Annotated in this window: 13 protein-coding genes; 10 read left to right on the top strand and 3 right to left on the bottom strand. The window is 70.0% G+C overall.

The features are described 5' to 3' along the window. Positions 1–52: 52 nt before the first annotated feature. From CP981_RS30075 to CP981_RS30065, 3 genes are all read left to right on the top strand, one after another. Positions 53–1,084 (top strand): LacI family DNA-binding transcriptional regulator, encoded by a 1,032-nt coding sequence (locus CP981_RS30075; RefSeq protein WP_229893985.1) that lies wholly within the window; start codon positions 53–55, stop codon positions 1,082–1,084. Between the two features lie 106 nt (positions 1,085–1,190). Then, positions 1,191–2,435, top strand: coding sequence for a DegT/DnrJ/EryC1/StrS family aminotransferase (locus tag CP981_RS30070; protein ID WP_085923811.1), 1,245 nt, complete (start codon positions 1,191–1,193; stop codon positions 2,433–2,435). Positions 2,436–2,593: 158 nt separating this feature from the next. Continuing rightward, positions 2,594–3,430, top strand: coding sequence for an alpha/beta fold hydrolase (locus tag CP981_RS30065; protein WP_085923915.1), 837 nt, complete (start codon positions 2,594–2,596; stop codon positions 3,428–3,430). Between the two features lie 115 nt (positions 3,431–3,545). Here the strand turns inward: CP981_RS30065 and CP981_RS30060 are convergent, their stop codons facing one another. Then, positions 3,546–4,418, bottom strand: a complete 873-nt coding sequence (locus CP981_RS30060; protein ID WP_085923810.1) for a dienelactone hydrolase family protein — start codon at positions 4,416–4,418, stop codon at positions 3,546–3,548. Between the two features lie 335 nt (positions 4,419–4,753). Between CP981_RS30060 and CP981_RS30055 the strand changes: the two genes are divergently transcribed. The 7 genes from CP981_RS30055 (at position 4,754) to CP981_RS30025 (ending at position 14,385) form a co-directional block, all read left to right on the top strand. Next, positions 4,754–5,980 (top strand): cytochrome P450, encoded by a 1,227-nt coding sequence (locus tag CP981_RS30055; RefSeq protein WP_085923809.1) that lies wholly within the window; start codon positions 4,754–4,756, stop codon positions 5,978–5,980. Positions 5,981–6,077: 97 nt separating this feature from the next. Beyond that, complete coding sequence (locus tag CP981_RS30050; protein ID WP_085923808.1) at positions 6,078–6,824, top strand: MerR family transcriptional regulator; 747 nt, start codon at positions 6,078–6,080, stop codon at positions 6,822–6,824. Between the two features lie 232 nt (positions 6,825–7,056). After that, on the top strand, positions 7,057–8,553 hold the full coding sequence (locus tag CP981_RS30045) for a zinc ribbon domain-containing protein (protein WP_244329844.1): 1,497 nt from the start codon (positions 7,057–7,059) through the stop codon (positions 8,551–8,553). Positions 8,554–8,580: 27 nt separating this feature from the next. After that, positions 8,581–8,952 carry a hypothetical protein gene (locus tag CP981_RS30040; RefSeq protein ID WP_085923807.1) on the top strand — a complete coding sequence of 124 codons (372 nt, stop codon included), beginning with the start codon at positions 8,581–8,583 and terminating at the stop codon, positions 8,950–8,952. Between the two features lie 57 nt (positions 8,953–9,009). Then, positions 9,010–9,711 carry a zinc ribbon domain-containing protein gene (locus CP981_RS30035; RefSeq protein ID WP_085923913.1) on the top strand — a complete coding sequence of 234 codons (702 nt, stop codon included), beginning with the start codon at positions 9,010–9,012 and terminating at the stop codon, positions 9,709–9,711. Positions 9,712–10,214: 503 nt separating this feature from the next. Then, on the top strand, positions 10,215–13,811 hold the full coding sequence (dnaE, locus tag CP981_RS30030) for a DNA polymerase III subunit alpha (protein ID WP_085923806.1): 3,597 nt from the start codon (positions 10,215–10,217) through the stop codon (positions 13,809–13,811). Positions 13,812–14,025: 214 nt separating this feature from the next. After that, the gene (locus CP981_RS30025; RefSeq protein ID WP_244329843.1) at positions 14,026–14,385 is read left to right on the top strand and encodes a hypothetical protein; all 360 of its coding nucleotides are present in this window, start codon (positions 14,026–14,028) and stop codon (positions 14,383–14,385) included. Positions 14,386–14,521: 136 nt separating this feature from the next. On the opposite strand, the gene CP981_RS30020 is transcribed toward CP981_RS30025, so the two are convergent. Both CP981_RS30020 and CP981_RS30015 read right to left on the bottom strand, forming a co-directional pair. Beyond that, on the bottom strand, positions 14,522–17,140 hold the full coding sequence (locus CP981_RS30020; protein WP_085923804.1) for an ABC transporter permease: 2,619 nt from the start codon (positions 17,138–17,140) through the stop codon (positions 14,522–14,524). 66 nt (positions 17,141–17,206) lie between these two features. Then, complete coding sequence (locus CP981_RS30015; protein ID WP_085923803.1) at positions 17,207–17,986, bottom strand: ABC transporter ATP-binding protein; 780 nt, start codon at positions 17,984–17,986, stop codon at positions 17,207–17,209. Positions 17,987–18,115: the final 129 nt, after the last annotated feature.

Raw genomic sequence — 18,115 nt, 5'->3', positions numbered from 1 at the left:
GTCGGGATCTTCTGGCAACGCTGTCATCGTCTTTTTGTGCTAGCGTCCCGGCATGTCCTCAGCTCAGAGCGAGGCCACGATGGCCGATGTGGCCCATCGGGCGGGGGTTTCGGTATCCACCGTTTCGCGCACGCTGCGCGGACTGTCCACGGTCTCGGACACCACACGCGCCCGCGTGGAGGCGGCGGCCCGCGAGCTCTCCTTCGCGATCACCCGCAGCGCCTCCAGTCTCGTGACCGGCCGCACCGGACGGGTCGCCGTCCTCACCCCGCACCTGGAAACGTGGTTCCTGAGCGCGGCGCTGGCCGGTATGGCGCCCGCGCTGCGCGAGGCGGGTCTCGACCTGCTGGTCTACAGCGTGGCCGATGTGCGCGAACGCGCCGATTTCTTCGACCGGTTGCCCGCCCGCCGCAACGCCGACGCACTGCTCGTGGTGAGCTTCGCGCTCACCCCCGCCGAGCGGGCCCGCCTGGACGGCCTGGGCATGCCGCTCGTCTTCGTCAGCCAGCACGCCGAGGGGCGCCCCAGTGTCTATGTGGACGACGCGGACGCCGCGCTGCGGGGCACCCGCCATCTGATCAACCTCGGGCACCGCCGGATCGCCTTCCTCCAGACATCCGACGAGACCGGCTTCGCCTGGAGCAGCAAGAACCGGCTCGCCGGGCATCTGCGGGCCCTTGCCGACGCGGGTCTGGAGCGGGACGACGCGCTCATCATGAGCGTGCCGGGCTGGAAGGGCAGCGGGATGGGCGCGGCGGTGGGGCGGCTGCTGAGCCTCCAGGACCCGCCGACCGCGCTGTTCGCCGAGACCGACGACTTCGCGTTCCGGCTGCTGGCGGCGCTGCGGGAGGCCAACGTCCCGGTCCCCGGGCGGGTTTCGGTCATGGGGTTCGACGACCATGTCATGGCCGGGGTCCTGGGCCTGACGACGCTGGCCCAGCCCGCCGCCGAGATCGGGCGCACCGCCGTGCACCTGGCCCGGTCGGTGATCGAGGACGTCGACGGCGCGCACCGGCGTCATATCGTGCTGCCGACCGAACTCGTCCCGCGCGGCAGCACGGCGCCGCCGCCCGCGGGAAGCTGACCTAACTGACCTTGCTGACCGCCGCTGACTCTTCACCGGCGTCCGCCCCTCGACTGTCATAGGACTGCACCTCTTCGGTGCACCACAGACCATTCGGGGGGAACCGATGCTGGACAAGAGTTACCTCGTGCCCTGGGGGAAGCGGGGCAGCCTGTCGACCGACACCGAGGCCGCCGTGCTGGCCGAGCTCGTCCACGAGAGCACACCGATACCGGCCGGCGTCCGGCGTGAACGGTTCGAGCGCTCCTTCGCCGCCTCGGTCGGCAGCCGGCACGCGATCTCGGTGAACAGCGGTGCGGTCGCCCTCCAGATGGCGATCCGGATGCTCGATCTGGCGCCCGGCGACGAGGTGATCGCCACCCCGCAGACCCACCGCGCCACCGTCCAGCCGCTGCTCGACCACGACGTACGGGTCAGGTTCTGCGATATCGACCCCACCACCCTCAACCTCGACCCGGCCGCGCTGGAGGCGCTGATCACCCCGCGCACCCGGGCCCTGCTGCTGGTGCACTACGGCGGCTGCCCCGCCGAGATGGACACGGTGATGGCCCTGGCCCGGCGGCACGGCTTCCTGGTGCTGGAGGACTGTGTGCATGCGCTGGGCGCCCGCTACCGCGGCCGGAGCCCCGGATCCCTGGCGGACCTCGCCACCTTCAGCCTCCGGAACGCCAAGTCGGGCACCGCGCTGGGCGAGGGCGGTCTGATCACCTGCGACCGGGACGACTGGGCGGAGCGGCTGCGCCGGCTGCGCGCCCCCGACCGGGACGCCCGGACCGCGCACCTTCAGCCGGAGCCGGCCGGGCTGGCGGGGACCTCGTACGCCATGCCCCTTCAGCGCGTCGGCGGACGGCCCGGCAGTGACGCGACGATGCCGGAGGGGGTCGCGGCACTCGGACAGGCCCAGCTCGCGGGTGTCGAGACCGCCGTGGCACGGCGGCGCGCGCTCGCCGAGCGGCTGGACGAGGTGCTCGCCCGCTACCCGTTCCTCACCCCGCAGTCGGCGCCCGCGCACAGCGTCCACTCCTACCACCTCTACACCTGCCTCGCCGACCATCAGGAGCTGCGCGACCGGCTCGTCCTGGCCCTGGACCGCAGGGGCGTGGAGATCCAGCTGCGCTACTTCCCGCAGCATCTGCTGCCGCAGTGGCGCCACCGCGGGCATCTGCGCGGCGAGTGCCCGGTCGCCGAACGCAGCTGGTTCGAGCAGCATCTCAATCTGCCCTGCCATCCAATGCTGACGCACCATCAGCAGGACTATCTCATCGAGGCGTTGGACGGGGCGCTGGCGGAGCTGAACGGCGGGGCGCCGGCCCCGGCGAGGGTGCCCGCGACGGCCTGCGGGCCCCGGTAGAGAGGGCGGGTCCGACCCGCCGGAATGCGCGAGGCCGCCGCCCCTGGTGTGGGCGGCGGCCGGTGTCAGGCCGTAAGCTCTCCGGCGCCGGGCAGCCCCGCTGACCGCTGACCGCCGGCGTGGGCATCGCCGACGACGTCGCCCACCCGAGGAACGGCATGACCGACGACACTCAGCAGCTGCACGCCTCGACCCGCGCCCAGGACGGCACCGTGCTGGCCTATCAACGGCACGGCTCCGGACGCCCGTTGGTGCTCCTCGCGGGACAGGCGAACAATCACCACTGGTGGGACGGTGTGCGCGAGGACTTCCACACCACCCACAGCACGGTCACCATGGACTACCGCGGCACCGGCGCCAGCGGAAAGCCCGGCGGGCCTTACTCCACCCAGCTGTTCGCCGGCGACCTGATCGCGGTCCTGGACGACCTGGGTGTCGAGCGGGCCGATGTGTACGGGACCTCCATGGGTGGCCGCGTCGCCCAGTGGATCGCCGCCCGCCACCCGGACCGGGTCCGCCGCCTCGTCCTCGGCTGCACCTCACCCGGCGGACCCCGGGCGCAGGAGCGCGACACCGCGGTACGGCGCGCCCTGGCCCAGGCCGATCCGGCGATGTCGCGGCAGGCCCTCCTCGACCTGATGTACTCCCCCGCCTGGCTGGCGGACCATCCCGGCCCGTACACCACGCTCGGCGACCCCGGCATGCCCCCGCACGCCCGCCGGGGGCACCTGGTCGCCAGCAACGAGCACGACGCCTGGGACGCCCTCCCCCACATCACGGCCCCCACCCTGGTGCTGCACGGCGATCAGGACCGGCTCACCCCCGCGGCCAACGCCCCGCTGCTCGCCGCCCGTATCCCCCGGGCCCGGATGCACCTCTTCACCGGCGCCCGCCACGCCTACTTCCAGGAGTGCCGCGCCCAGGCCGGCCCGCTGGTGGCGGCCTTCCTCGCCGACCCGCAGGGCCTTCCGCTCCCGGAGGCCGGCAACGGCTGAGGCCCGGCGCGTGCGGGTCCCCTGCCCCCTGCTCCCCTGCCCCCGTGCCGCCGCCGGCGGGTCCCGTCGCAGCACCACGAGCCCCCTCAGCGGAGCGACGGCCCGCCGGGACCGCTCAGAGCTCGCCCTCCACCTCAACGGCCGGCGCTTCCACGGCCGGACCGTGCCGCTGCCCCAGCAACCGCGTACGGAAGAGGTCGAGCACCTCGTCCAGTGCCGCGCGGGTCGGCTGGCCGGGCTCGTCGATGAGGTGCTCGGTCAGTACGGAGTGCGGCGCCGTCACGGCGCGCGGGTTCGCGGCGGAGTCGTCCAGTTCGACGGCGGTGAACGCCTCGCCGAGTTCGCGGCGCAGAAAGTCGAACCGGTCCCCCGGCACCAGCCGGTCCCCGCAGAACCGGAGTCCGACAACCCGCAGGCCCTCGCGCTCACAGCGCCCCCGGACGGTGGCGAGGTCCCCGGCGGAGATATCGATGCCACCGGCCCGGCTCCTGGTGAGGGCCAGCGGCAGCGACGGCTGGGACAGGACGGGGGCCAGAAGGCGCTCGTCGGCGGCCATGGCGAGCGCGAAGCCACCGGTGAGACACATACCGACGGCCCCGACGCCGGGGCCGCCGCACCGCTCGTGCTCCTGCGCGGCCAGAGCCCGCAGCCAGGTCACCACGCGGGATGATTTCCCGGTGGCCAGCACGGTGAACTCCCGGCTGACGCACACCTTCCCTATGGACGAGGCCATATAGAGTCCGGCCTTCAGCCGGCCGATGTGGGCGGGATCGGCATCCCGGCCGGGTCTTCCGAAGAGCACCGGGAGCACGGCGGTACAGCCGATCGCGGCCACCCGTTCCGCGAACTCCAGAACCTTGGGCGTGATTCCCGGTATCTCCGCCAGCACGATCACGGCGGGGCCCGTACCGCGCCGCAGAATCCGGTGCGTGGTGCCGTCATGGGTGAAGGTGCCGCGCTCGAAACCGGTCAGGTCATGGTCTGCCATGGATACCACCGCTTCGGTCAGTCGCTGCTCGGAGGCTGTTCGGTGCCGCTCCCCGGCCGGGGCACCTCGCCCACGCCCGGCGCCGTACCAGCGCGAGACTACCCGCGCACGCCGTGCGTAGCGCCCCCATCGGTGCGGCGTCTGCGCCCAACTGGCCTGCGGGCAGGGCGAAGTGACCGCCGGCATCCCACAGCACGGCCGGCGGGCTCTCCCTCGGCACGGAAGCACCCAAACCGGGCCGCTGCGACGGAAGGGTTGACCTTGACCGTGCGTCAGGGTTGGAGCCTTGGCCGCATGACGACGTGGTCACAACGGCCGCCGCGAAAGGACATCCGATGAGTGAAATGGCCGCCATCCCGCACGGCCTCCCCATGGAGCGCGATGCGGGCCCCTTCGACCCGCCCCGCCAGATCACCCGGCTGCGCGACGCACGCCCGGTCAGTCCCCTGGTCTTCCCTGACGGTCATGAGGGCTGGCTCGTCACCGGCTACGACGCGGTCCGCCAGCTCCTGGCCGACACCCGGTTCAGCTCCCGCCAGGACCTCGGCATCGTCCATGTGCCGTACGAGACCCCGGGCATACCCGCCGCCACCGAACCGTCCCCGCAGGTGCCGGGCCTGTTCGTCGCCATGGACCCGCCGGACCACACCCGGCTGCGGCGCAAGCTGACCGGCGCTTTCACCGTCAGACGCATGAAACAGCTCGAAGAGCACATCGTCGAGATCACCGAGCGGCAACTGGACGAGATGGCGCGTCTGGCCCCGCCGGTCGACCTGGTCAAGGAGTTCGCGCTGCCGGTGCCCTCGCTGGTCATCTGCGAACTGCTCGGTGTCCCTTACGAGGACCGGGAGAACTTCCAGGTCAACTCCGCCAAGTTCCTGGTCAAGGACCAGCCGCTGGACGAGAAGATGGCCGCGTACGGCGCGATGATGACGTACCTCGCCGAACTGGTCATGCGCAAACGGGCCGAACCCGGCGAAGACATCCTGTCCGACCTGGCCCGCCATGACGACCTCACCATCGAGGAACTGACCGGCATCGCCTTCCTGCTGCTGCTCGCGGGCCACGAGACCACCGCCAACATGCTGGCCCTGGGCACCTTCGCGCTCCTGGAGCACCCCGAGCAGCTGGCCGAACTCCGCGCCGCCCCGGACCTGATCCCCGATGCCGTCGAGGAACTCATGCGTTACCTGTCCGTCGCCGACATCTTCTATCGCTACGCCACGGAGGACATCGAACTCGGCGGGGAAACCATCGGCAAGGGCTCGACCGTCGTCGTGTCGCTGCTGGCCGCCAACCACGACCCGCAGCGCTTCGACCACCCCGACACCTTGGACATCCACCGCAAGGCCCGCGGACACCTCTCCTTCGGCCACGGCATCCACCAGTGCCTGGGCCAGCAACTGGCCCGTATCGAGATGCGCGCCGGATTCGACGGACTGCTGCGCCGCTTCCCGACCCTCCAGCTCGCCATCCCCGCCGACGAGGTGAAACTCAGGACCGACATGAACATCTACGGCGTCCACGAACTGCCGGTCACCTGGACGGAAACGACCCGGTAGCGGCACCGGCCGAGTGCGTCACACAGGTGGGGACCGCCTTGCGGGACCAGGTCTTAGACTCGGCCCGGCCAGGATCCCCGAAGACCGGAGGTGAACGATGCTCACGATCGGCCAGCTCGCGGCGACCGCCGGCGTGACCGTACGCGCCGTTCGCCACTACCACCACGTCGGCCTGCTGCCGGAACCCGAACGCGACCGCTCCGGCTACCGCCGCTACAGCGCGCAAGCGGCGGTGGATCTCATCCGGATCAGGACACTCGCCGAAGCCGGGGTGCCACTGGCCCGTATCGACGCGCTGCTGCACGCGCAGCCGGCCGAGTTCGCCGCGGCCGTCGACGACATCGACGCGGAATTGCAGCGCAAGATCGACCAACTCACCGAGCACCGCCGCCGGATCAACGCATTGGCCGGCGGCGAAGAGCTCGTCCTGCCTGCCGGGGTGGTCGCCAACCTGAACCGGATGCGCAGTCTCGGGGTCAGCGAACGGACGGTACGGCTCGAACGGGACGTGTGGATCCTGATGCAGGCACTGGACCCGGAGTCCATGCCGCAGGCGATAAGGGACAAGGCCGCCAGCTTCGACGACCCCGAGACGACGCGGCTGTATCTCGCCTGCGATCAGTCAGTCGACTGGGATCCGCACGATCCCCGCGTGGACCAGCTCATCGATGAGCTGGACAACTGGGAGATCGACCACGCGCGGGACAGCAGCGAGCAAGGGAACACCTCGCTGGCTTTCTCCCGGGTCATCGAGGCATCACCGGCGTGGCAACGGATCTTCGATGTGCTCGCCCACCGCGCCAAGCAGCGCCGAACTGACGGACACATCAGGGCCGAACCCTAGGCACCGGCCCGACTCCCCCTCCGTTCCGGATCTGTAACGGTCCAGCCTCAAAGAGTGACTCCGACAAGGTCTCAGAATCCTCTTGTGGTGCACTTGTTGGACGTGAGCCGGGCTCATGTGGGGGGAAGCGATGACGCATACGACGACATGCCCCGGGTGTGGCCGGGGTACCGCTCCGGGGGCCGCGTTCTGCAGCACATGCGGTGCCGCCCTGGAGGCCGGCGAGGCGACCGTGACGCTGCCGCAGCAGCAGCCCGCCGGTGCTCCACCGCCTGCCGCGAAGACGGTGCCGCTCGCGCAGCGGCCGGCCGACCGCCGCGCCACCGTCCCGCGCTGGGGCAACGGCCGGGACCTGACCAGATACCTGTGTGCGGCCGCCTACCTGGACCGCGCCTACGCCGGATCGCTCATCAAACAGGTCGCCGCCGAACCCCATCTCGGGGTGGCGGCGGCCCCGGCGTGCGATATCCCCGTGGTGCTGCGGCACGCCTATCTGGCCAACGCACGCCGGCACAGCCGGGATCTCGTGCTCGCCGTGCTGTTCGTGCTGGCCTTCGTCTTCGCGTTCGTGGCCGTCGAGGGCGGGCTCACCCTGCTGGTGCTCTTCCTGTCCTGGGTGACGGTGTTCTCCTTCGAGCTCTCCACGAAGTACGGGCGCCATCTCCAGAGCCTTCGCCCGGACCGTTTCGACCCGGCGGCCGCACCGCCGCCACTCAACAACGACATCTCGACGCGCCTGCGCCAGATCGGCGATTACGCCGACGGGAACGTCACCACGTACAGCGGCTATTCACCGTTCATCGGCTACGGGACCGAACTCGATTCATGGTCCCTGACCTTCGACGTCACCACCTCCGGCCGGCCGGAAGGCGAGCCGGAGGAATTCGATGTGACGGAGCTCTACGCCCATATCGCCGAACGGGTCGGCACGCTGGCGCTGCCCTGCCTGGAGATCGAGGAGCGGCTCTTCGTCGAGGGTTCGACCCTCCTGGGAGACACCCGCTTTCTGCCGGATCCCCTCGGCCGGCCCCTGTCCCGGATTCCGTTCGCCCAGATGGACACGCTGAAGCGGACACCCGAGGAAGGTGCCCGCCCGTATCTGGCCGTGCACTCCACCGGCTGGGGCGGCGAGTTGGTCACCTCGCTCTTTCTGCGCTTTGTGCGGTCGGACTCCAATCTCTTCGTGGAAGCTGTCCCGACGGTGCTGTTCCCGCTGCTGGACCGCTACCGGATCATCGACACCCTGATGCCCCGGCCGGCCGTGGGCGAGCTCACCAAGCTGGTCTCGGAGACCGCGGTCAGCACCTTCTTCATTCTGCTGGCCTCCCCCGTGCGCGCGATCGCGGGATTCGCCCCGGACTCCTGGATGTCCCGGCGGCGGCGCCGTCAGCACAAACTGATCACCAGGCTGCGGCGGTTCGACTACGGGGCGCGGCAGAGCGTCCGCCGGGAAGCCGCGGCCAAAAACCACCAGCGGCATTTCCAGAAGGCCGACAGCGGCATGGTCCTGAAGACGGTGGAAAAGCGGGTCCTGGACGCACTCGTCGAATTCGCCGAAGCACGCGGTATCGACGCGGGTGAGCTGATCCAGCGTCAGCAGACCATCATCAACAACGGCATCATCGCGTCCCACGGATCGCGGGTGGATTCCAGCGCGGTCGCCTCCGGCGACCGGTCCCGGACCGCGATGAACATCATCCACAAGATCCCGCTGCTCAAGTTGGACTGAAAAGCCAAGCAGAAGTGAGGAATACACATGCGCAGGAACGACGGGATCATCGCCACCGGCGGCTCGAATGTCGTCGGCAGCGCCGTGGCCAGCGGCAAGAATGCCAGGGCGGAGGTCCGGGACAGCGGGCTGACTCAGTACGGCGACGGGGCGCAGCCGCAGCCCCAGGACCTCGACACGCTGCTCACCCGGCTGATCGACGAGCTCGGCCGGTCCGAGCACCCGGAACGGGACGACCTGATCGAGGCCGCCGAGGACGCCCGCGAGGAGGCCACTTCGGAGGCACCGCGCAAGGGCAAGCTGAAGGTCTTCGCCAGGGCGCTCGTGGGCGCCGTGCCGGGTTTCACCGCCCTGGTCACGCTGGCGGTGGCGATCGAAGAGGCGATTCACGGGCTGTAGCCGGTCCGACGCGAGGGCCGGGACCGGGAACACCAGGGACAACGGGGGGAGATGACCATGCCGTCCTGCACGCACTGCGGCGCGCTCCATGAGGATGCCGCCGCGACGTTCTGTCCGAGCTGCGGTACGCCACGCGAGTCCGGGGCGCCCGCCGGCACCCGTCAGCCCGTAGGGGACACCGGGTACGGCTACGTCCGCGTGGGGCCCACCATCCTCCCGCAGTGGCTGCTGTGGGTGGTGGCGGCCCTGATCGTGGCGGGCGGGGCGACCGCCATCGTGCTCTCCTCGTCCGACGGCTCCTCGGACGGGGAAACGGTCGGCGCCCTCTCCTCGACCAGCCCCACCCCGGACCCGGCCCTCGGTTCCCCGCCCCCGACCGACCTCTACTCCACGGCGCCCACCTACACCGAGACCCTGCCGCCGACCGACCTCCCCTCGCCCACCCCGTCGGACGTCTCACCGTCCCCCGACGACGCGAGCACGGTCGTGGAGGAGTACTACCGGGACATCAACGCCGGCGACTTCTCCGCGGCCTGGGACCTCGGCGGCAAGAACATCGGGGGCTCCTCCTACTCGGAGTGGAAGTCGGGCTTCGGCACCACGTCGAGCATCGAGCTCAGCGCGGTGAACGACGGCAGTTCCGGCCAGGTCAGCGCCGTCCTCCACGCAACCCAGACCGACGGTTCGGTACGGGTGTACCAAGGCACCTACACGGTGTCCGACGGCGCGATCGTCAGCGCCGACATCTCCCAGAGGTGACCGCCGGCAGCCGTGCCGGTCACGGCGGCGCAGCGCTGCCCATCGTGCTGCTGCCCCACCCGCTCCCGCCGCAGCGGCACGACCCGCCACCGACGACCACCCCGACAGCGGAACAGGCGGCGGTCGGCCGGGCCCGGATGGCGGTGGGTCCGCCGGCGCGGCGGTGCGAGCCACGCCGCCGCCATCGCACGAGTACAACCATCCGTTGTTGGTGACGTCGAAATGGTTGTTTGATTCCGTTGTGCACCCCCGCTTTCATGTCTGGGGTCAACGTGCGGTTGCGCAGAAGCCTCGATCGCCCCGGCGGCCGGGAGGTCGCGCTTCGCCGCTGTGAGCTGAGCAATTGCCTCGTGTAGCGGCGTTCGGGTGGTCGCTTCGGCGCGTCCGCACCGCGACGGCTGTTCGCCCCGCCGCCGAGCCGGTGGTTCGGCCACGGAACGTGTCCACGCCCGCGTTCCGGGCCGGTCGGGGCTTCCCCTGTGCCCCTGGAGGTGACCCCGCTCATGCCGGATTCCTTCGTCCATCTGCACAACCACACCGAGTACTCGATGCTGGACGGCGCGCAGAAGCTGACGCCGATGTTCCGTGAGGTGGCCCGCCAGAGGATGCCGGCGATCGCCATGAGCGATCACGGCAACATGTTCGGTGCCTATGAGTTCGCGCAGGTCGCGAAGGGCTTCGAGGGCGTCAAACCGGTCATCGGCATCGAGGCGTACGTCGCGCCGTCCTCGCGTTTCGTCCGGAAGCAGGAGTTCTGGGGGCCGGGCGGCCGTCGCGCCATGAGCGAGGACGGCGAGGGCTCGAAGGATGTTTCCGGTGGTGGCCGCTTCACCCACATGACCATGTGGGCGCGGAACGTCCAGGGGCTGCGGAATCTGTTCTGGCTCAGCACCCAGGCCAGCTATGAGGGCCAGTTCCCCGCCGGCAAGCCGCGTATGGACCGGGAATTGATCGCCGAGAGGCCGGACGGCGTCATCGCCACCACCGGCTGTCCGTCGGGAGAGATCCAGACCCGGCTGCGGCTGCATCAGTACGACGAGGCCCGGGCGGCCGCGGGCGCCTACCAGGACATCTTCGGGAAGGAGAACTACTTCCTGGAGCTGATGGACCACGGCCTGGACATCGAACGTGATGTCCGCCAGGGGCTGCTGCGCCTGGCCAGGGATCTCGATATCCCGCTCCTGGCCACCAACGACGCGCACTACGTCACCGAGGACCAGGCCGACGCCCACGACAGTCTGCTGTGCATCGGCGTGGGCAAGAACAAGGACGCCCCGAACCGCTTCCGCTTCAACGGATCCGGCTACTACCTCAAGACCGCCGCGGAGATGCGCGGCCTTTTCTCCGAACTCCCGGAAGCCTGTGACAACACTCTGCTGGTCGCCGAGCGCGTCGAGTCCTACGACGAAGTTTTCGACTATGTCGACGAGATGCCGCGGTTCCCGGACGTACCCGAGGCGGAGACCCAGGAATCGTGGCTGCGCAAGGAGGTGCGCAAGGGCCTGGCCATGCGCTACGGCGACCCGGTCCCCCCACACATTCTGGAGCGCTTCGAGACCGAGATGTCGGTCATCGGCCCCATGGGCTTCAGCTCCTACTTCCTCGTCGTGGCGGATATCTGCCGCCACGCCCGGGAGAACAGGATCCCGCTCGGTCCCGGACGGGGCTCGGCGACCGGGTCGATCGTCGCCTACGCCACCCGCATCACCGAGCTGTGCCCCTTGGAACACGGTCTGCTCTTCGAACGGTTCCTGAATCCCGAGCGCATCAACCCACCGGATGTGGACCTCGACTTCGACGACCGTCAGCGGGACCGGATGGTCCGCTACGTCACCGAGAAGTACGGCGAGAAATACACCGCCATGGTGAACACCTTCGGCAAGATCAAGGCCAAGAACGCCATCAAGGACTCCTCGCGCATTCTCGGCTATCCGTTCTCCCACGGAGAACGCATCACCAAGGCGCTCCCGCCGGACCAGAACGGCAAGTCCGCTCCCCTTGCCGTCATCTTCGACTCCTCCCACCAACGGTACGGTGAGGCCGCGGAGATCCGGCAGATGTACGACAGCGAACCGGACGTGCGGCGCGTCATCGACACCGCCCGCGGGGTCGAGGGCCTGACCCGCGGCACCGGGGTGCACGCGGCCGCGGTGATCCTGTCCAAGACGACGCTCACGGACCGCATCCCCCTGCACATGCGCGCCTCGGACGGCGTGAAGATCACCGGTTTCGACTATCCGTCCTGTGAGGCCATGGGCCTGATCAAGATGGACTTCCTCGGGCTGCGGAACCTCGGCGTCATCGACCAGGCCATCGAGAACATCCGCGAGAACCGCGGCATCAGTCTGACCACGGTGGATCCCCTGGACGGGGACTCCTCCGCCACGGTCATCCCGCTGGACGACGCCACGACCTACCGGCTGCTGGCCGAGGGCAACACCTTCGGCGTCTTCCAGCTCGACGGCGGCGGTATGCGCGTACTGCTGAAGCAGATGGAACCCACCCGGTTCGAGGACATCGCCGCGGTCAACGCCCTCTACCGGCCCGGTCCGATGGCGGCCAACGCCCACACCAACTACGCCCACCGCAAGACCGGCCGCCAGGACATCACCCCCATCCACCCCGAGCTGAAGGACGCACTGGAGCCCATCCTCGGCAACACCTTCCACCTGCTCGTCTACCAGGAGCAGATCATGGCCATCGCCCGGGAGCTGGCCGGCTACACCCTCGGCGGGGCCGACCTGCTGCGCCGTGCGATGGGCAAGAAGAAGCCCGAGGTGCTGGCCGCGGAGTGGGACAAGTTCCATGCCGGCATGCGGGACAACGGCTACAGCGAGGAAGCCGTCAAGGCCTTGTGGGACGTCATGCTTCCGTTCTCCGGCTACGCGTTCAACAAGTCCCACACCGCCGGTTACGGCCTCGTCTCCTATTGGACCGCCTACCTCAAGGCCAACTACCCGGCCGAGTACATGGCGGCCCTGCTCACCTCCGTCGGCGACGACAAGGACAAGGCCGCCGTCTATCTCGCCGACGCACGCAAGAACGGCGTACGGGTCCTCCAGCCCGACGCGAACGAATCCGTCGCCGAATTCACCGCCGTCGGCGACGACGTGCGCTTCGGGCTGCGGTCGGTGCGCAACGTCGGCGACCACGTCATCGACGCGATCGTCGAAGCCCACCGAGTTCAGGGGAAGTTCACCTCCTTCGCCGACTTCCTCGACAAAGTCGACCTGCCCGCGCTGAACAAGAGAGCCGTGGAATCCCTCATCAAGGCCGGCACCTTCGACTCCCTGAACCACACCCGCAAGGGCCTCACGGCCATCCACGAGGAAGCCATCGACGCCATCACCCCGGTGAAGAAAGCAGCGAGCTTCGGACAGGACGACCTCTTCGCCGATCTGGCCGCGGAAAGCGGCGGCGAACCCGCCTTCGGACTCGACTTCCCCCTCGACGACACGGAATGGCCCCGTCGGCAACTCCTCGCCACCGAACGCGAAATGCTCGGCCTCTACGTCTCCGCCCATCCGCTGGACGGTGCCGAGCACGTGCTCTCCGGTGCACGCGACTGCTCTATCGCCGAACTGCTGGCCTCCGGCCGCAGCACGGGAGATGTGCGGCTCTCCGGCCTGATCACCGGCATCCAGCGCAAGATGACCAAACAGGGCAACGCCTGGGCCATCGTCACCCTCGCCGACCGCGACGCCGCCATGGAGGTCCTGTTCTTCCCCGCCGCCTACCAACTCGTCCAGCACGCACTGGCCGAGGACAACGTCATCTCCGTCAGGGGCAAAATCGAAGACCGGGACGGAACAGTGAATATGTTCGGCAGAGAACTCACCGTCCTCGACATCTCCTCCGCCGAGCACGGCCGCAGGCCCCCCGTTCGGCTCGCGCTCCCCGCGCACCGCATCACCGAACAGTCCGTCAAAGAGCTCCGGCGCATCCTCGCGGACCACCCTGGCGACAGCCCCGTACACCTCAGCGTCCGTGGCGCACGCAAGACCACCGTCTACGCCCTCCACGCCACGGTGGACCCCACGACCATCGCCTCCGATGTCAAAGGCACCTTCGGAGCCGACGCCTGGGAATCCCCGTGGTGAGGTCAACGCGCCCGCATACCGAGGCGCCGGACCCGATGGAGCGTTACCCCGGCCCCGGCGGGCAGGGATCATTGCTGTCATCGATATCCACTACTGCATGGGGGTACAGCAAGACGTGTCCGTCCAAGGGCAGCCAGTGATCTGTTCGTCTTCGTGTCTTTCCCGGGCGCAGCGGGCCGTTGCCGCTGCGCTCCGGCACTACACGGACGCGCCGTTGGCCCAGCCGTATTACGTGCGGGGCTGCATTCCGGACCAGGAGGAGGCGGCGGTCATCGTCGCGCTGTGGACCGGCCCTGCCGCGCGGGAAAAGCGGAACCTCTTCCTTCTCGTCCGTCTCGTGGCTGGTGGCCTGCCCGTTCCGGCGGCGGGGGTCACCGCGGGAATGATGCGGCTGGGCCGGGGAACGCACATCTTCGGCTTCGCCGGCCGCCGCTTTGACGGCAAGCCTGTGATCAACGGCAGCAAGCTGGTCGAAGGACGGCCCGCGCCATGCCTCTGCGGGGGCACCGGTGAGCCGGAGGGGCCGCGGGGCTTCTACTTCGAACGGCCGGGACAACTGAGGCAGTATCACTGAGGAGTTCGGTGACTACTGGGGCTGTCCCATCGACTTGCTGGATCAGGCCGTCGCGGTCGTCAGGACGCTACGAGACAGCTGATCTGCCGGCGATGATCAGGCCGGCGCCGAGCACGCGGCAGCCGATCGTCCTGGCTCAGCGCGGCTGGATCGCGCGCAGCATGTTCAGGCCGGCCGCGCGGCGGGCCGGCCAGATGGCGGCGAGGACGCCGATGGCCAGTGCCAGGGCGGGGAAGAGTGCCAGCCTTCCCCAGGGGAGGACCATTTCGTACTCCTGCATGGAGGAGGTGGTCAGACCGCCTCCGGCCCAGGCCAGGAAGGTGCCGGTGGCGATTCCGAGTACGGCTCCGAACAGCGAGATCACCACCGACTCCAGACGGACCATCCGCTTGACGCCGGAGCGGTCGAGGCCGATGGCGCGCAGCATCCCGAGCTCGCGGGTGCGCTCGAAGACCGACATGGCCAGGGTGTTGACGACGCCGAGCACCGCGATGACGACGGCCATGCCGAGGAGCCCGTACAGCATGTTGAGGACCGTGGTGACGGGGCCGTTGTTCTCCTGGATGAGCTGTTCCGGGCTGCGGACCTTCAGCAAGGGGTTGTCGCCGAGCGCGGCGCGGATCTTCCGTTCGAGGCCGGCGGCCTTGCCGGGTTCGGCCTTGACCAGCACTTTTTCCAGCTCCTGGGAGCCCGCGTACGGGAGGACGTCGGCCAGGGTGCCCAGTGCGTCGTCGGCGGCGCGGGTCTTGGCGTAGACGGCGACGACGGCCAGCGTCTTCCGCTGCGTCTTGCCGGTCGCGCCGGAGCCCAGCTCGGCGTCTAGGGTGTCGCCGACGCCGAGGCCGGTCCGCCGGGCGAACGCGTCCGAGACCGCGATCTTTCCGCTGCCGAGGTCGCGCAGCGAACCGGCCCGGACGTCGAGCCGCGCGGCCTTGCCGAACACCGTCGGGTCGGTGCCGGTCAGCACGGCGTACGTGCCCTGGGTGTCGAGCCCGGCGGAGGTGACGGGGGCGGCCGCGGCGACTCCGGGGATCCGGGCGATCTTGGCGGCGGTGTCCTTGTCGAGGCCGCGTACGGTGCTGTTGGTGACCTTGTAGTCGGCGGTCAGGCCCTCGGTGGCCTCCTTGGCCATGGCGCGCTGGGCGGAGTGGCCACCGACGGTCAGTCCGGTGATCAGGGCGAGCCCGATCATCAGGGCCGAGGCGGTGGCGGCCGTACGGCGCGGGTTGCGCAGCGCGTTCTCCTTGGCGAGCTTGCCGCTGACGCCGCAGAGGCGGGTGGTGACCTTGCCGGCCAGGGTGATCAGCGGCCGGGAGAGCAGCGGGGCCAGCACGATCACACCGCCGAGGGTGAGGGCGGAGCCGAGCATCGCGCACATCAGGTTCGACTCCTTGCTCGTCCTGAGCGTGGAGACGTACAGCATCACCAGCACTCCGGCCCCGGTGAGCAGGGTGCCGAGCACATTGCGGACCCTCAGGGCGCGGGCGGGCGGTGCCTGGTCGACGCTGTTGAGCGCCGTTACGGGGGCGATCTTCGCGGCCTTGCGGGACGGCAGCCAGGCGGCCAGCACGGTGACGACGACGCCGACCGCGAGTGCGGACAGCGGGGCCGCGGGCGTGATGACCAGCGGTCCGTCGGGCAGTCCGGCGCCCGTGGTGTTGAGCAGCGGGCGCAGGGCGGTGGCGATGCCGAGGCCGAGCGCGAATCCGGCGGCGGAGGCGACGAGGCCGAGGAGGGCGGCCTCGATGAGGACGGCGCGTACGACCTGGCGGCGTGAGGCGCCCACGGCCCGCATCAGCGCGATATCGCGGCTGCGCTGGGCAATGAGCATGGTGAAGGTGTTGGCGATGAGGAACGCGCCCACGAACAGCGCGATGCCGGCGAAGACCAGCAGCGTCTTGGTGAGGGACTGGGTGTTCCGGGCGATCTGGGCGGACTGTTCGACGGCCAGTTCGGCGCCGCTGAGGGCCTGGACGCCCTTCGCGGGGAGCAGCGCCCGCACCTGTTCGGTCAGCGCGTGCTCGTCCGTACCGTTCCGGGCCGCGACCGCGAGCTCGTCGAACGCGCCGGGGTGGAGGAACAGTTGCTGTGCGGTCCGGGTGTCGAAGAGCGTGAGGGTGCCGCCGGCGGTGACCCGCGGGTCGTCGGTGGAGACGACGCCGACCAGCTTCTTCGTCAGGACCGGCCCGTCGAGGGCGAAGCGGATGGTGTCACCGAGGCGGTAGCCGGCCTTCTCGGCGGTCCTGGCATCGAGGGCCAGCTCGTCCGCGGCGGCGGGGCCGCGGCCCGCCGTCAGCGGATAGTGACTGTCCTTGCCGTCCTTGCCCGGTACGTAGTTGGTGGCGAGGTGCTGCCGGACGCTGTCGGCGCTGACCGGGCGGCCGTCCTTTCCGGCCACGGTGGCCTCGCCGTGGACGGTGGGGCGTACCGAGGCGACGCCGGGCAGTTGACCGATCTTCCGGGCCAGCGCGGTGTCGAGGGCGGTGGTCCGCCGGGGGTCCCCGTTGCCTGATGTGCCGGGGGCGGGGGCTTCACCGCCGCCGGCCGTATCGGGGGCGGTGCCGGCCTCCGCCGTCCGCACGGAGACGGCCACGCCCCGGAGGCTTTCGGCGGAGGCGCTGCGGAAGGCGTGGGCGACGGTGTCGCCGAAGACGAGGGTGCCGGAGACGAACGCGACACCGAGCAGGACGGCGAGCGCGGTCATGAGCAAGCGGGCTTTGTGCGCAAGGACGTTGCGCAGGGCGGTACGCAGCATGGTCGATCCAGTCCCGGAGAGGTGCGAGGGGGCGGCGGCGGAATACGGGGCGGAGTGGCGGCCGCGTCAGGTCTTGCGTCCCTCGGCGTCGAAGTGCCGCATCCGGTCGAGGACGGCCTCGGGGGTGGGGGCGGGCAGATCGTCGGTGAGCCGCCCGTCGGCGAGGAAGACCACCCGGTCCGCGTAGGAGGCGGCCACCGGGTCATGCGTGACCATCACGACCGTCTGTCCCAGCTCGCGTACCGATGCCCGCAGGAAGTCCAGGAGTTCCGCGCCGGACCGGGAGTCGAGGTTGCCGGTCGGCTCGTCCGCGAAGATGATCTCGGGTCGTCCGGCCAGCGCGCGGGCCACGGCGACGCGTTGCTGCTGGCCGCCGGAGAGCTGCGAGGGGCGGTGCCGCAGCCGCCCGGACAGGCCGAGGGTCCCCACGATCAGCTCCAGCCACTCCTGGTCGGGCGTGCGGCCGGCGATGTCCATCGGCAGCGTGATGTTCTCCAGGGCGTTCAGCGTGGGCAGCAGGTTGAAGGACTGGAAGACGAAGCCGACCTTCTCCCGGCGGAGCCTGGTGAGCCGGCGGTCGCCCAGGCGGGACAGTTCGGTGTCGGCGATCCGGGCCGAGCCCCCGGAGAAGGAGTCGAGCCCGGCCATGCAGTGCATCAGCGTGGACTTGCCCGAGCCGGACGGTCCCATGATCGCGGTGAACCGGCCGCGCCCGAACTCCACGGAGACCGCGTCGAGGGCCACGACGCGGGTCTCGCCCGCGCCGTAGACCTTGGTCAGCTCCGTCGCGCGGGCGGCGACGCCGGACGCCCGTAGGCCGGTGGGCGGGGGTGCGGGCTGTGCCATGGGGACTCCTGGAAGGGGTGCGGGACTCCCGACCATCGTGGCCGCGGCACACCCCCCGATCCGTCGCCCTCAGGTCGGGAATACACCGCCTGTCCAAGGGCGGAGAGACGGCGGCTCCCTCGCCCGCAC

Source organism: Streptomyces platensis (assembly GCF_008704855.1).
Classification (GTDB): Bacteria; Actinomycetota; Actinomycetes; order Streptomycetales; family Streptomycetaceae; genus Streptomyces; species Streptomyces platensis.
This window is presented reverse-complemented; position numbering and strand designations above follow the sequence as displayed.

What these genes read in the sequence shown, in the direction of transcription:
- CP981_RS30020 (WP_085923804.1), bottom strand. Translation starts at nt 17,140, where the DNA reads ATGCTGCGTACCGCCCTGCGCAACGTCCTTGCGCACAAAGCCCGCTTG.
- CP981_RS30035 (WP_085923913.1), top strand. Translation starts at nt 9,010, where the DNA reads ATGCCGTCCTGCACGCACTGCGGCGCGCTCCATGAGGATGCCGCCGCG.
- CP981_RS30065 (WP_085923915.1), top strand. Translation starts at nt 2,594, where the DNA reads ATGACCGACGACACTCAGCAGCTGCACGCCTCGACCCGCGCCCAGGAC.
- CP981_RS30015 (WP_085923803.1), bottom strand. Translation starts at nt 17,986, where the DNA reads ATGGCACAGCCCGCACCCCCGCCCACCGGCCTACGGGCGTCCGGCGTC.
- CP981_RS30050 (WP_085923808.1), top strand. Translation starts at nt 6,078, where the DNA reads ATGCTCACGATCGGCCAGCTCGCGGCGACCGCCGGCGTGACCGTACGC.
- CP981_RS30075 (WP_229893985.1), top strand. Translation starts at nt 53, where the DNA reads ATGTCCTCAGCTCAGAGCGAGGCCACGATGGCCGATGTGGCCCATCGG.
- dnaE (WP_085923806.1), top strand. Translation starts at nt 10,215, where the DNA reads ATGCCGGATTCCTTCGTCCATCTGCACAACCACACCGAGTACTCGATG.
- CP981_RS30060 (WP_085923810.1), bottom strand. Translation starts at nt 4,418, where the DNA reads ATGGCAGACCATGACCTGACCGGTTTCGAGCGCGGCACCTTCACCCAT.
- CP981_RS30040 (WP_085923807.1), top strand. Translation starts at nt 8,581, where the DNA reads ATGCGCAGGAACGACGGGATCATCGCCACCGGCGGCTCGAATGTCGTC.
- CP981_RS30070 (WP_085923811.1), top strand. Translation starts at nt 1,191, where the DNA reads ATGCTGGACAAGAGTTACCTCGTGCCCTGGGGGAAGCGGGGCAGCCTG.
- CP981_RS30055 (WP_085923809.1), top strand. Translation starts at nt 4,754, where the DNA reads ATGAGTGAAATGGCCGCCATCCCGCACGGCCTCCCCATGGAGCGCGAT.